Below are 14,142 nucleotides of genomic sequence, written 5' to 3'. Positions count from 1 at the left end.
ATCCGACGATCTCATTATTAGTCAGCGGGCACGACTTGCTCTGCCCACCTTGCTCCTTGCGCCGTCATTCCGGGGCAAGGCCGAAGGCCTTGAACCCGGAATCCCGAGATTGGCTTGCGATATCCTCACCTCGAGATTCCGGGTTCGATGCTGGCGCATCGCCCCGGAATGACGGTCAATCGCTCCGCTCACACCATCATCATCACGGGGTTCTCGATCAGCTGCTTGAAGGCGCCGATCAGTTCGGCGCCGAGCGCGCCGTCGATCGCGCGGTGGTCGCACGACAGTGTCACGCTCATCATGCTGGCGATCTCGATCTTGCCGTTGCGCACGACCGGCCGCTCCTCACTCGTGCCGACCGCGAGAATCGTCGCGTGCGGCGGGTTGATCACCGCGGTGAAGTGCGTGATGCCGTACATGCCGAGGTTCGACACCGCCGTGGTGCCGCCCTGATATTCCTCCGGCTTCAGCTTGCGCGAGCGGGCGCGCGCGGCAAAATCCTTCATCTCGCCGGAGATGGCCGACAGCGTCTTGGTCTCGGCCTTGCGGATGATCGGGGTGATCAGGCCGCCCGGCATCGCCACGGCAACGCCGACGTCGGAATGCTTGTGCTTGACCATGCCGCCTTCGGTCCAGCTGACGTTGCAGTTCGGGATCTTCTGCAGCGCCACCGCCATCGCCTTGATGACGAAGTCGTTCACCGAGAGCTTGTAGAGCGGCTTCTTCTCCTTGTCCTTCGGCGCGGCCGCATTGATCTCCTCACGCGCGGCGAGCAGCTTGCCGATGTCGCAGTCGATCGTGAGATAGAAATGCGGGACCGTCTGCGTCGCCGCCGTCAGGCGCTGCGCGATCGTGCGGCGCATGCCGTCATGCGGGATGACCTCGTAGGAGCCCGGCTCGAACAGCGCCAGGATCTGCTTGTCGGACATGGACGGCGCCACGGCCGGCGCGCCTGCACCCGCAGCGGGAGCGGCCGACGGCGCGGCCTTGAGGCCCTTGCCGGACTTGGCCTCCTCGACGTCGCGCGCGACGACGCGGCCATGCGGACCAGTGCCGGTGATGCGGCCGAGATCGATGCCGGCGTCCTTGGCGAGACGTCGCGCCAGCGGCGATGAGAAGACGCGCGCGTGACCGTTGACCTGAGGAGCAGCAGCCGCAGGAGCGGCCGGCGCGGGAGCCGCAGCCGGCTTCGGCGCGGGCGCGGCAGCAGGAGGTGGCGCAGCGGCGGGAGTTGCGGACGCGGTCGGCTTGGCTTCAGCCTTGGGCGCAGCAGCCGCCGGGGCGCTGCCGGCCGCCTTGACGTCCTCGCCCTCACCCGCAAGCACGGCGATCACGTCGTTGACCGGCACGTCCTGGGTGCCCTCGGGCACGAGGATCTTGGCGAGCGTGCCTTCGTCGACCGCCTCGACTTCCATCGTGGCCTTGTCGGTCTCGATCTCGGCGATGACCTCGCCCGACTTGACCTGGTCGCCTTCCTTCTTGAGCCAACGGGCGAGGTTGCCCTTCTCCATCGTCGGCGACAGCGCGGGCATCAGAATGTTGATCGGCATGATCAGTGACCTTGTTTCGACCTGGGGCTGGTGGTGCCCATATCAGTCGGCCGAGCCAGCTCGGCTTCGAACATCTCGACGATGCGCTGCAGCGCCTCGTCTTCGGAATAATCGCTCTCGCGCGCATAGGCGCGCGCAGCATGTCGGGCGACGTCGACCAGGAGCAGCCCCCACACGTCGGGCTCCTCGAACGCACGCTGGAAGGCGATCGAGAGCCCGCCGTCGAGCACGAAGGCGCGCAACACTTCGGTGGCGTCCTCGCGGCCGACGACGTCGGGCGGCAGCGGCTGCTCCTTGGGTCCGGCCATCTGGGATTCCCTTAGCGGTAGCAGACGGACTTGGCGGCCTGCACGACCTCGGCCGCCGACGGCAGCGCGAGCTTCTCAAGATTTGCCGCATACGGCATCGGCACGTCCTTGCCCGACACGCGCGTCACCGGCGCATCGAGATAGTCGAAGGCGTGCTCCATGATGCGCGCGGCGATCTCGGCGCCGACGCCGCTCTGCGCCCAGCCCTCTTCCACCGTGACCGCGCGTCCCGTCTTCTTGACCGAGGCGATGATGGTCTCGGTGTCCATCGGACGCAAGGTGCGCAGGTCGATCACCTCGGCCTCGATGCCCTCCTTGGCGAGCTCATCGGCGGCCTTGAGCGCGTAGGTCATGCCGTTCGACCAGGAGATGATCGTGACGTCCTTGCCCGAGCGGGCGATGCGCGCCTTGCCGATCGGGATGATGTAGTCGTCGAGCTTCGGCACCTCGCCGGAGTGACCGTACAGCACCTCGTTCTCGAGGAAGATCACCGGGTTCGGATCGCGGATCGCAGCCTTCAAGAGGCCCTTCGCGTCAGCCGCGGAATACGGCGCGACGACCTTGAGGCCCGGAATGTGCGAGTACCAGGACGAATAGTCCTGGCTGTGCTGCGCGGCGACGCGGGCGGCGGCGCCGTTGGGCCCGCGAAACACGATCGAGCAGCCCATCTGGCCGCCGGACATGTACAAGGTCTTGGCCGCGGAGTTGATGATCTGGTCGATCGCCTGCATGGCGAAGTTGAAGGTCATGAACTCGACGATCGGCTTCAGCCCGGCCATCGCGGCGCCGACGCCGATGCCGGCGAAGCCATGCTCGGTGATCGGGGTATCCATCACGCGGCGGGCGCCGAACTCCTGCAACAGACCCTGGGTGACCTTGTAGGCGCCCTGATACTCGGCGACCTCCTCGCCCATGATGAAGACGTCGCCGTCCCTGCGCATCTCCTCGGCCATGGCGTCGCGCAGCGCCTCGCGGATGGTCTGCGTCACCATCTCGGTGCCGGCTGGCACTTCCGGATCGGGCTCGGCGACGCTCTGCGGCGCGGCCACGCCGGTCGGCGCGGGCGAAGCCTGCACGGAAACAGCGGCATCCGCCGGCGGCGCCGATTGCGCGGCCTTCATCTCGGCGGCCGGCGCCGAAGCCTTGCCGAGGTCGGCAGCCGTCTCGCCATCGGCGAGGATGGTGGCGATCGGCGTGTTGACGGCGACGTCGGCGGTGCCTTCGGGGATCAGGATCTTGCCGAGCGTGCCCTCGTCGGTCGCCTCGACTTCCATCGTCGCCTTGTCGGTCTCGATCTCGGCGATCACGTCACCCGACTTGATCGCCTCGCCTTCCTTCTTCAGCCATTTGGCGAGGTTGCCCTTCTCCATCGTGGGCGACAGCGCAGGCATCAAAACTTGAATAGGCATATCAGCTCCAGAGAAATCAGCTTGCGCGCGCGATTAGCGATAGACGTCGGTGTAGAGCTCGGCGGCATCCGGCTCGGGATCGGCCTGCGCGAAATCGGCGGCCTCGTTGACGATCTTGCGCACGTCGGCATCGATCGCCTTGAGATCCTGCTCGCTGACCTTGGCCGCCAGCAGGCGGTTGCGCACCTGCTCGATCGGATCCTGGTCGTGGCGGACCTTCTCGACCTCCTCACGCGTGCGATACTTCGCCGGGTCGGACATCGAGTGGCCGCGATAGCGGTAGGTCTGCATTTCCAGGATGTACGGGCCCTTGCCCTCGCGGCACCAGGCGACCGCCTTCTCGCCCGCGGCCTTCACCGCGCGGACGTCCATGCCGTCGACCTGCTCGCCCGGGATGTTGAAGGAGATGCCGCGCTTGGAGAAGTCGGTCTGCGCCGAGGCGCGCGACACCGCCGTGCCCATCGCATAGCGGTTGTTCTCGATGACGTAGATCACCGGCAGCTTCCAGAGCTCCGCCATGTTGAAGCTCTCATAGACCTGCCCTTGATTGGCCGCACCGTCGCCGAAATAGGCGACGCTGACCGAATCATTGCCGCGGTAGCGGTTGGCGAGCGCCAGCCCCGTGCCCAGCGACACCTGGGCGCCGACGATGCCGTGGCCGCCGAAGAAGTTCTTCTCCATGCTGAACATGTGCATGGAGCCGCCCTTGCCCTTGGAATAGCCGCCGCGGCGCCCGGTGAGCTCGGCCATCACGCCCTTGGCGTCCATGCCGGTGGCCAGCATGTGGCCGTGATCGCGATAGCCGGTGATGACCTGATCACCCGGCTTCAGCGCCATCTGCATGCCGACGACCACGGCTTCCTGGCCGATATAGAGATGGCAGAAGCCGCCAATCGCACCCATGCCGTAGAGCTGACCAGCCTTCTCCTCAAAGCGGCGGATCAGCAGCATGTCGCGCAGCGCAGCCAAATCCTGGTCTCTGGTGAATTCCGGCGGCGGGCCGTTGTCTCTGTCCTGCCCTTGTTCCTTTGCGGCGGTCTTCTTGGGTGCGGCCATGGCAATTCCGGATGAGAGAAAAAGTAGCTTTCTCTAGCTCAACTCCATGGCACGTAAAAGGACTGCGTGAACCACCATTCACTTTGCTGCGCCGCACTAAAACGACGCGAAATTATTGAATCCGATCGGCGCTGTTTTTGAAATTCCCTGCGTCAGCGGCTGCCAATTTTTAGGCAGTCACGTCATCGCCATCCGCCGCCAAGCGCCACGCGTCACTGCGGCCGAACGATGCGGATCAAATCACGCGGGTTGGCATAGCCGAGCACGAAGCGCGCGCGCTCATCGAGCATGTCGGGATCGACCCGGTCGGAGCGCAGCAGCGACACCCGCTTCTCGCCTTCCGCCCGCTCCTGCTTCAGCCGGACGAGCTCCGAGGTCAGCGCGACGATCTCCTGGTCGAGCTCCTGGCGGGCATTGAGCCCGTAGCGGCCGGTGTAGGCGTTGATACCGAAATAGCCGATGATGGCCGCCGCCATCGTGTAGAGGGCGAGCCCGGTGAGGAATGATTTCAGGCGTGCGCGGGAGACCATGGCCGGCAGAATGCGGCGCCCCCGGTTAAGGAATCGCTAACCCTGCTGGCCCGCCCGCTGTGCGCTCAACCGCGATAGGCCGGCTCCTCGAGGTCGAGCGTCCGCTTGATCGCTTCGAGATGCAGCCGGGCCGATTCCGCATCCCCCTCGCGCATCTGGCGCGCGGCGGCTTCGGCGATCTCGCGCGCGACCGGCACAACCTTGCGCCCGGTCGACAGCGCCAGGCACTGCACCTGGCAGGCGCGCTCGAGGTAATACAGATCGTCCCAGGCCTCGGCGATGGTGGGCGCCAGCACCATGACGCCGTGATGCTTCATGAAGACGATGTCGGCCTCGCCGATCGTGCCGGCGATGCGGTCACCCTCGCTGTTGTCGAGCGCGAGGCCGTTGTAGTTCTCGTCGACGGCGGTGCGGCCGTAGAATTTCAGCGCCGTCTGCCCGGCAAAGATCAGCGGTGCGCCCTCCGTCATCGAGAGCGCCGTGGCATACGGCATGTGCGTGTGGAAAGCGACCTTGGCGCGCGGCAGCGCCTTGTGGATGCGGGCGTGGATGTAGAACGCCGTCGCCTCGGGACGGCCGTCGCCGGCAATGACGTTGCCGTCGAAATCGCACACCAGGAGCTTCGAGGCGGTCAGCTCGCGGAAGGCGTAGCCGTAGGGATTGACGATGAAGAGGTCGTCATAGCCGGGCACCAGCGCCGAGAAGTGATTGCAGATGCCCTCTTCCAGCCCGTAGCGCGCGGCCATGCGGAAACAGGCCGCGAGATCGGTCCGCGCCTGCCAGACCGCTTCCGAATTCAGATCCGGCTGGTTCGCCCCGGGGGTTGACGTGCTGGCGGGTGTGAAGGCGTGGGCCATCGAAGATCCTTGGCAGCGCGCGTTCCCGCGCGGGTGACCGGCCCTTGCCTTGAAACGGATCGGGCAAGGCGCGTCAACGCCCCGCCCCGCTCATAACCGTCATGCAGCCGGCGACAGCGGGATGTGCCGCCGCCGGGCTGTCATGAGATCAGCCGTTCTGCTTGGCCACGAAGGCGGCGAAGGCGTCGAGATATTGCTGCAGCACCGTCTTCAGCGCGTCCTTGATCAGCTCGCCATTGCCATCGAATGCATCGCCGACGCCGTTCAGGTAGATCTCGGGCTGGCCCATCACGGGGCCCGAGATGCCCGGCATGATGTTCTGCAGGTGCTTCGCCGCGGCGACACCGCCGAGCGGACCCGGCGAGTTGGAGATCAGGCCGACCGGCTTGCCCAGAAACGAGCTCTGGCCATAGGGGCGCGAGGCGATGTCGATGGCGTTCTTCAGCACACCCGGAATCGAGCGGTTGTATTCCGGGGTCAGGATCAGCACGCCGTTCGAGGCCTTGAGCTTGTCGCGGAAGGCGAGCCACTCGGCCGGCGGATTGGCCTCGACATCCTGGTTGAAGAACGACAGGCCTTCCGGCGTGACCACTTCGATCCTGAGGCTGGCAGGCGCGAGCTTGGCCATCGCCTTGGCGATCTTGAGCGTGAAGCTCTCCTTGCGGAGGCTGCCGACGAGCGCGACGATGGAATACGGGGCGGGCATGGGGGAATCCTCTTGAGAACGAGATGGTGCGGCACTTAAGGCACGCGGCCGGGAACATGCAAGTGCATGGACTGGCGTGCCGGGAAACTCAGCGTTTCAGCGCGCGAGCCGCCTGACGGGGCCGCCTGAGGCCCAGCCGCTCCGGATTCAGCCTGCCCCCTTGATGCAGCGGGCGAATTCCGCGACGGCCTGATGCGTCAGCCAGATCGCCTGGCCGTCGACCGGCTGAGCCCAGCTCGAGACTTTCGCGATCACGATCCCGTTGGCGGCATCGACGAACAGGTTCTGGCCGTGAATGCCCATTGCGAACAGCAGTTGCGGCTGATCGTTGGTGACGTACCAGCCGCTGCGATAATGCATGTTGCGGCTGATGGCGGCAAAGCTGTCGCGCCACTGGCCGTCGCGCCAAGCCTGCGCATCGCCATTGTGCCTGATGTCGTCGAGCCAGGCTTCGGGGATGATCGCGTGCGAGCCGCGGCGGCCGCCCGACAGCACGAGCTGGCCCAGCCGGGCGAAATCGCACAACGTGGCGCAGAAGCCGCCGGTGCAGCGCGGCGCGCCGTTGCGGTCGAGCGTGATGAAGGCCTCGCCGCTCGCCCCCATCGGCTGCCACAGCAAGGTGCCGACCAGGCTTGCGAAGCTGCGGCCGGTGGCGCGCTCGATCGCCCACCCCAGCAGATCGGTATTCGAAGACACGTAGCTGAAGGGACCGCCATGCGGCTTGGCCTGCGCGCGCATCGTCGCAAGGAAATCGTGCAGGTTCGGCGTCGTGCCTGATGCCACCGGCTCCCAGCCGGCAGCGTCGGCATAGGCCTGGAGACCGGCGGCATCGAAGACGATGCCGGCGCGCATGTCGGTGAGCTCGCGGATGGTGGCGCCGCGATAGGCCGTACGTTCGACCTCCGGCACGTAGCGCGTGACCTCGGCCTCGATATCGATCTCGCCGCGGTCGGCGAGGATGCCGAGCATCAGGCCGGTGATCGACTTGGTCGCCGACATCAGGATGTGCGGCGTGTCGCGATCGGTGCCGCCGTCATAATGCTCGAACACGATGCGGCCGTCGTGCAGGATCAGGAGCCCGTCGGTCGCCGTGGCCTTGAGGAAACCATCGAGGTCGAGCGTGCCGCCCTTCGGCAGCTTCAGACTGAAGTCATCGAAGGCGACTGGAGCAGCCGGCAGCGGCCAGGCGCTGCCCGGTGCGCTCGCGATGTCGGCCGCCGGCAGGATCTGCCGGATATTGTGGAACGCCCAGCGGCTGAACGGCGCGGTGCGCCAGTTGGAGAGATCGGCGCTGGCGGGAGACGGATCGGTCGACATGCGAGGCCCTGCGGATGCGAGGCGTCCGACATAGGCGTTAGCGGCCGCAGGGGAAAGCCCGGCATTGCGCGTATGCAAAAACGAACAGGCCGCCCGGAGGCGGCCTGGCACAGTCTCTCCTGCGTCATTGCGAGGAGCGAAGCGACGAAGCAATCCAGAGTCCCGACCGAGCCCCTGGATTGCTTCGCTTCGCTCGCAATGACGGAGAAACTCAGAGCACCGGATTCCACGGCGCCGGGATCAGCCGGTACTTCGCGCCATCCTTCTCGACATAGCCCACCGAGGGGAAGGAGAAGTGGAAGCCGATCACCCTCGCCTTCTCGGCGGCGGCCATGTCGTAGAACTTGTGCCGCGTCTCCTGGGCCTGCGCCGCATCGGTGTCGAACATCACGTGCCAGTCGGGATTGCGCAGGAACAGCTCCGGCACGTTGGTGACGTCGGACTGGATGAACACCTTGGCGTTGCCCGAGGCGACCGCGAACGAGGTGTGGCCCGGCGTGTGACCGGGGGTCGCCAGCGCGGTGATCCCGGGCGCGACCTCCTTGTCCCACTCGTACTGTGTGACCTTGCTCTCCAGCCCGCCGAACACCTTCTTGAAGTTGGCGAAGTTGCCCTTCATCAAATCGGTCTGCGCCTTGGCGGCATTCTCGTCACTATTCCAGAACGCCCATTCCTTGGCCGGCACCTTGAGCTCGGCATTCGGAAACGCCAGCGAGCCGTCGGCGAGCTTGAGGCCGTTGATGTGGTCGCCATGCATGTGCGAGAGCACGACGACGTCGATGCTCTTGGGATCGACGCCCGCGGCGGCGAGGTTCTGCAAGGTACGGCCGACCGCGCCCTTGCTGGCCTCGAAGGCGCCGGCGCCGTTGCCGGTGTCGATCAGGACCAGCTTGGAGCCGGTGTTGATCAGCTGCGGATTGAAGGGAATCGTGATCATGCCCTTCGGCATGTAGGCGCTTTCGGCCGCTGCGAGCGCGTCGTCCTTGGCCGTGTTGACCACGAACTTGTCGGGCATCGGGAAGGTGCGCGCACCGTCATTGACGGAGGTGCATTCGTAGTCGCCGACCTTGTAGCGATAGAAGCCGGGCGCCTGGGCGCCGGCGGGCGCGACCGCTGCGCGCGCCTGCCCGCCGGTCAGCGATGGCAAGGCGCTCGCGGCGCCGGCAAGGGCCGCACCGGCCAGAAATCGACGGCGATCCAATTGGCTCATGACAAGTCTCTCCTCAGTGCTTGATGCGCGGCAGACACCGCCCCCTGAAAAACCGGGCGGATTGTCTCCGGCCGCGGGCCAAACGCAAGCCCGTCAGCAACGTCCGGGGAGCGACGTTAGGTCACTTATCTTTGTTGGGGGCGATAAGGAATTTTTCGCCGGTGGCCCGTTTGGCGTACGCGGCGAGGTTCGCCGGATCGAGCGATTCCGCGAGCGAGACCACCTTGGTGTAGTGGCTGGCGAACGTCGTCTTGAGCTCGTCGACGACGCGCTGCCGCAGCCGTTCGCCATCCGCCCGCCCGATCTTCATCAGGAACGGAAACAGCAGCCAGCCGCCGACGCTCCAGGTCATGCCGAAGCCGCGCGTGATCTCCGTCGGCCGGGTGTCCAGGCTGCCGTAGATGTAGACCTGCTTGTGCACGTTCGATCCGTAGCGGCTGTAGGGGTGCTTGCCGGACTTGTTGATCGCGGCTTCCATCGCATTGAGGATCTGGCCGGCGAGCTTGCCGCCGCCGATCGCGTCGAAGGCGATGGTGGCGCCGGTCTCGACCAGCGCCGCAATCAGCTCGTCCATGAAGTTGGGCGAGGTCGAATCGACCACGTACTTCGCGCCGAGGCCGCGCAGCAGCTCGGCCTGCGCCTGGCTGCGGACGATGTTGACCAGCGGAATGCCGTCCTTGAGGCAGATCTTGTTGAGCATCTGCCCGAGATTGGAGGCGGCCGCGGTGTGCACCAGCGCGGTATGGCCCTCGCGCTTCATCGTCTCGGTCATGCCGAGCGAGGTCAGCGGATTGACGAAGCAGGAGGCGCCCTCCTCCGGCGTCGTGCCCTCAGGCAGCGGCAGGCACTCGGAGACCTTCAGGCAGCGATACTGGCTGTACATCGCGCCGCCGATCGCCGCGACGGTGCGGCCCATCAGCGCCTTGGCGGCGTCCGAGGAGCCAGTCTTGACCACGACACCGGCGCCCTCGTTGCCGATCGGCATCGACTCGTCGACGCGGGCGGCCATGGCGCGCATGCCGGCTTCCGGCACCTTGGCCGTGATCACGGGGCGATCCTTGGTGCCCGATGCCTTGACGGTCGAGAGGTCGGCGGCACCGACGAGCAGGCCGAGATCGGACGGATTGATCGGCGCCGCCTCGATGCGCACCACCACTTCGTCCGGCCCCGGCTCAGGGGTCGGCACATCGACCAGCGACAGTTCGAGCTCACCGCTGCGCGTGATCAACGTCCGCAGTTGCAGGCCAGTCTCGCCACTCATCCGTGCCTCCCTGTTCTGTCGTCTTCAGCGCCGGCTCAAGCCAGCGCCTTCAGCGCCGCGCGGCCGGCGTACTTCGCCTGCGAATCCAGCTCCTGCTCGATGCGCAGCAGCTGGTTGTACTTCGCGGTGCGGTCGGAGCGCGCCAGGGAGCCGGTCTTGATCTGCCCGCAATTGGTCGCGACCGCGAGATCGGCGATGGTCGAATCCTCGGTCTCGCCGGAGCGGTGCGACATCACGGCGGTGTAGCCGGCCTTGTAGGCCATCTCGACCGCGGCCAAGGTCTCGGTCAGCGTGCCGATCTGGTTGACCTTGATCAGGATCGAGTTGGCGCGGCCGTTGCGGATTCCGTCGGCGAGGCGGTTGACGTTGGTGACGAACAAATCGTCGCCGACCAGCTGGCACTTGTGGCCGATCAGGTCGGTCAGCTCCTTCCAGCCGTCCATGTCGTCCTCGGACATGCCGTCCTCGATCGAGCAGATCGGATAGCGCGCGACGAGATCGGCGAGATATTTCGCCTGCTCCGAGCGCGAGCGGCTCTTGTTCTCGCCCTCATAGACGTACTTTCCGTCCTTGAAGAACTCGGTCGCGGCGCAGTCGAGCGCCAGCATCACGTCCTCGCCGGCGGTGTAGCCGGCCTTGCCGATCGCGCTCATGACGAAGTCGAGGGCTGCGTCCGCCGACGGCAGGTTCGGCGCGAAGCCGCCCTCGTCGCCGACATTGGTGTTGTGGCCGGCCTTCTTCAGCTCGCCCTTCAGCGTATGGAAGATCTCCGAGCCGCAGCGCAGCGCCTCGGCAAAGGTCGGCGCGCCCACCGGCATGATCATGAATTCCTGGAAGTCGATCGGGTTGTCGGCGTGGACGCCGCCATTGACGATGTTCATCATCGGCACCGGCAGGGTGCGCGCCGAGGTGCCGCCGACATAGCGGTACAGCGGCATGTCGTAGGAGATCGCCGCCGCCTTGGCGCAGGCCAGGGAGACGCCGAGGATGGCGTTGGCGCCGATCCGGCTCTTGTTCTCGGTGCCGTCCAGCTCGATCAGGATCTGGTCGATCTGGACCTGGTCCTGCACCGACATGTCGCTCAGCGCCTCGTAGATCTCGTCATTGATGGCCTCGACGGCCTTCAGCACGCCCTTGCCGAGATAGCGGTGCTTGTCGCCATCGCGCAGTTCGACCGCCTCATGGGCGCCGGTGGAGGCGCCGGAGGGAACCGCGGCGCGGCCGACCGAGCCGTCCTCCAGCACGACGTCGACCTCGACCGTGGGATTGCCGCGGCTGTCCAGGATTTCGCGGCCGATGATGTCGACGATGGCGGTCATGGGGGGTCCTCGTGAGGCGTTTCCGGGTGGGCTTTGCTGCGCCGCTTCTACCGCAAGGTCGGGAGGCCGAAAAGGCCACCTCACGCGGAAATCACGAACCGGATGACGCGGGCGCTCCGATTGGCTAAACGGGCGCCTCTGCGGCAGGGGACACGACACATGGCGAAAAAATCCAACCCATCCCTGACATCGGCCGGCCTTCAGCTGGGCCGCGAGGTGGCAGCCCCGGACAGCCCGGAGGCGGCCAAGCTCGACCGCGTTCCCAATCCGCAGAAGGACACCGATTACCTGGCCCGCTTCACGGTGCCCGAGTTCACCTCGCTATGCCCGGTGACGGGCCAACCGGACTTCGCCCATCTCGTCATCGACTACGCCCCCGGCCCCTGGCTGGTCGAATCCAAGTCCCTCAAGCTGTACCTCGCGAGCTTCCGCAACCACGGCGCCTTCCACGAGGACTGCACGGTGGCCATCGGCAAGCGCCTCGCCGCCGAGATCAAACCCAAATGGCTGCGCATCGGCGGCTACTGGTACCCCCGCGGCGGCATCCCGATCGACGTGTTCTGGCAGACGGGAAAGCTGCCGAAGGGCCTGTGGGTGCCGGAGCAAGGCGTGGCGCCGTATCGCGGGCGGGGGTGAGGCGCCGATTGCTCGTCCCTCCTGCGTCACACCCACCGTCATTCCGGGGCAAGGCCGCAGGCCTTGAACCCGGAATCTCGAGATTGTTTTGCGTCCGTTCCTTAGCTGGCCATTCCCAAATGCCAGTCGCAGGCGTCGGTTGCATCTCACTTCGAGACACGGTCATCGTCATTTTGCGTCATGGCCCGAACCTGCCAGCATTTCCATGAGGATCACCGTTATCCTCGCGGCGTCCGCATACGTAACGTTCGAGTCTATCTGCTGCGCCCTCTGAGCCACTTCATCTATGAATTGACGCGCAAGCTCCTCATTGTCGCTTCCACGCACGGCCCAAAACCGATTCACCAGCTCTGCATCTCGGACAAGCTCGATCGCCACAGGCCTCAACTCCTCGCGTGAGCGCATGAACCTTCGTGTGACGGTCTCCTCGGAAGCAGTGGTCCCAGCCTTCGAACCATTCACTGCCGGGCCGCTCATGATCCGGAGGGCGGACCTCGGTCGTCCTTGATCAGGCGTATTGGCTCGCTCCAGATCAGACTCGGTGATGACGCGCTGCCAGTCGCGATACTTGTCCGCACTGATGGGCACGCCGATCAGGTGATAACCCGAGGAGTCTTCGTACATCGCCACGACATACTCTTGCGCAAGCTGATGCAGCGTGCTGGGACCTCGCGCGTAGCTTCGATCGCCTCCGAACCTTGCCGTGATGCGCTCCATCTCTGGTCGCTTGCCACGGATGACGTCGAGCACCTGGAGCCACGCCGACCAGGGCTCGCGGGGAATGATCTGCGGAGGCTGTCCAGACTGGTCCGGCCCGACAAGATAGGCGGGCCGGCTCAAAACCCGCACCTTCGCCAATACGATCTGATCCTCTGACGACAGCGCTTCGGGTATCGGGATCGCCGGAGGCACCTCTTCCGAGAAGTAGGTGAGCAGTCCATCGGCCGTCGCCTTCGCGACAGTCGCGGTCCAAATCAGAACGGCACAGACCAGACAACCAGCCAACGATCTCATCACTCTCGACCTCGATCCGCCCTGGGACTCGGATGCCGCGTCGCAATTGCATACGACCCATTCATAGCATTGATCGCGCGAATTTTTCATGCAGCGTCACTGAATCCGGTCTGTCACCCAACCCAGCAAGCTGCCGCGGGCCGGTGTGACTGAGCAGCATCTCACGCCGTTTTGCATCCAGGCTCAGGGAGCAACCGTCCACCTCTCAATACACGTGATGGCCTTCGAACTTCGCCTTGTAGGCCGCCGGACACAGCACCTCGAACGTATTGATGATCTCGAGCGTCCTGCAGGCGGTGCAATTGCCGATGATCTTTTCGTTGCGATGATCCTTCCAGTCGGTGCGGATCATCGTCTTGCCTTCGCCGCTCCGCTCGGGCTCTCCCGTGCCGACCAGCGAGTAGTTGCCGAACTCGGTGTAGACGGTGTTCTTCGAGCACATCGCCCGACGCTTGAGCTGCTTGCCGGCGTTGATATCCATCATCTGCTTGGCGCAGCGCGCCACCTCGGCGGGCTTGATGTCGTCGGGCGGCGGCTCGCGCAGGCAGCTCTCGATCGCATCGTCGAGCTCGATGCGGAACGTCACCGCCGCACTGTCGCTGTCCGGATCGGTGCGCGTCAGAATGGTCGCATCGCCCCGATGCGAGCTGAGCAGGATCTTTGCCGGCGCTCCCGGGCTCACAGCGCCCTGCTCCGGCTTCGCCGGCGGCTGCGCCAGCGCACTGGACACGCTCCCTGCCATGAGTGCAAACGCCAACAGCCAACGCTTTGCCGTCATCCCGCCATTCTCCCCACGCTCGCGCGATTCTAGCGAGAACAAACCAGCAACACAAGCAGATAATACCTCAGGTTGCCGCGTGGCACTATGCTTCGCCACGCGCCGCCCAACCGACGCCGGCCGCGTCCCCTGAGTCGCCCGACGGGCATGCCCCTGCCGCTCGTCTCGCTCTCGTTCGCTTGTCTGACGGC

At 65.6% G+C, this 14,142-nt stretch carries 14 protein-coding genes; 1 reads left to right on the top strand and 13 read right to left on the bottom strand.

Features of this window, described 5'->3' with window-relative positions:
- Positions 1–188 precede the first annotated feature (188 nt).
- From QX108_RS02125 to eno, 11 genes are all read right to left on the bottom strand, one after another.
- Positions 189–1,550 (bottom strand): pyruvate dehydrogenase complex dihydrolipoamide acetyltransferase, encoded by a 1,362-nt coding sequence (locus tag QX108_RS02125; protein WP_315779119.1) that lies wholly within the window; start codon positions 1,548–1,550, stop codon positions 189–191.
- Positions 1,551–1,552: 2 nt separating this feature from the next.
- Positions 1,553–1,858 (bottom strand): DUF5076 domain-containing protein, encoded by a 306-nt coding sequence (locus QX108_RS02120; protein WP_008963957.1) that lies wholly within the window; start codon positions 1,856–1,858, stop codon positions 1,553–1,555.
- Between the two features lie 11 nt (positions 1,859–1,869).
- Positions 1,870–3,267, bottom strand: a complete 1,398-nt coding sequence (locus QX108_RS02115) for a pyruvate dehydrogenase complex E1 component subunit beta (RefSeq protein ID WP_035642138.1) — start codon at positions 3,265–3,267, stop codon at positions 1,870–1,872.
- Between the two features lie 33 nt (positions 3,268–3,300).
- A complete protein-coding gene (gene pdhA, locus QX108_RS02110; protein WP_315719921.1) occupies positions 3,301–4,323 on the bottom strand; it encodes a pyruvate dehydrogenase (acetyl-transferring) E1 component subunit alpha in 1,023 nt (340 codons plus the stop codon).
- A 212-nt stretch (positions 4,324–4,535) separates the two neighbouring features.
- The gene (locus QX108_RS02105; RefSeq protein ID WP_315719920.1) at positions 4,536–4,853 is read right to left on the bottom strand and encodes a septum formation initiator family protein; all 318 of its coding nucleotides are present in this window, start codon (positions 4,851–4,853) and stop codon (positions 4,536–4,538) included.
- Positions 4,854–4,918: 65 nt separating this feature from the next.
- Positions 4,919–5,710 (bottom strand): aldolase, encoded by a 792-nt coding sequence (locus QX108_RS02100; RefSeq protein WP_315779126.1) that lies wholly within the window; start codon positions 5,708–5,710, stop codon positions 4,919–4,921.
- 148 nt (positions 5,711–5,858) lie between these two features.
- Positions 5,859–6,416 (bottom strand): NADPH-dependent FMN reductase, encoded by a 558-nt coding sequence (locus QX108_RS02095; protein ID WP_315779128.1) that lies wholly within the window; start codon positions 6,414–6,416, stop codon positions 5,859–5,861.
- 147 nt (positions 6,417–6,563) lie between these two features.
- On the bottom strand, positions 6,564–7,733 hold the full coding sequence (locus tag QX108_RS02090) for a serine hydrolase (protein ID WP_315779130.1): 1,170 nt from the start codon (positions 7,731–7,733) through the stop codon (positions 6,564–6,566).
- A gap of 211 nt (positions 7,734–7,944) precedes the next feature.
- Positions 7,945–8,943 carry an MBL fold metallo-hydrolase gene (locus QX108_RS02085; RefSeq protein WP_315719916.1) on the bottom strand — a complete coding sequence of 333 codons (999 nt, stop codon included), beginning with the start codon at positions 8,941–8,943 and terminating at the stop codon, positions 7,945–7,947.
- Positions 8,944–9,064: 121 nt separating this feature from the next.
- The gene (locus QX108_RS02080; protein ID WP_315779132.1) at positions 9,065–10,204 is read right to left on the bottom strand and encodes a zinc-binding dehydrogenase; all 1,140 of its coding nucleotides are present in this window, start codon (positions 10,202–10,204) and stop codon (positions 9,065–9,067) included.
- 35 nt (positions 10,205–10,239) lie between these two features.
- On the bottom strand, positions 10,240–11,523 hold the full coding sequence (gene eno / locus QX108_RS02075; RefSeq protein WP_315779134.1) for a phosphopyruvate hydratase: 1,284 nt from the start codon (positions 11,521–11,523) through the stop codon (positions 10,240–10,242).
- Positions 11,524–11,682: 159 nt separating this feature from the next.
- On the opposite strand from eno, the gene queF reads away from it, so the two are divergent.
- Positions 11,683–12,159 (top strand): preQ(1) synthase, encoded by a 477-nt coding sequence (gene queF, locus QX108_RS02070; protein WP_315779136.1) that lies wholly within the window; start codon positions 11,683–11,685, stop codon positions 12,157–12,159.
- 168 nt (positions 12,160–12,327) lie between these two features.
- On the opposite strand, the gene QX108_RS02065 is transcribed toward queF, so the two are convergent.
- Both QX108_RS02065 and QX108_RS02060 read right to left on the bottom strand, forming a co-directional pair.
- Positions 12,328–13,173 (bottom strand): hypothetical protein, encoded by an 846-nt coding sequence (locus QX108_RS02065; RefSeq protein WP_315779138.1) that lies wholly within the window; start codon positions 13,171–13,173, stop codon positions 12,328–12,330.
- Positions 13,174–13,378: 205 nt separating this feature from the next.
- Positions 13,379–13,951 (bottom strand): hypothetical protein, encoded by a 573-nt coding sequence (locus tag QX108_RS02060; RefSeq protein WP_315779140.1) that lies wholly within the window; start codon positions 13,949–13,951, stop codon positions 13,379–13,381.
- Between the last annotated feature and the right edge of the window lie 191 nt (positions 13,952–14,142).

Origin of the sequence: Bradyrhizobium sp. SZCCHNR1002 (assembly GCF_032381435.1) — a bacterium.
Classification (GTDB): domain Bacteria; phylum Pseudomonadota; class Alphaproteobacteria; order Rhizobiales; family Xanthobacteraceae; genus Bradyrhizobium; species Bradyrhizobium aeschynomenes.
The sequence above is the reverse complement of the archived record's forward strand: the minus strand, read 5'-3'. Positions and strand labels throughout refer to the sequence as shown.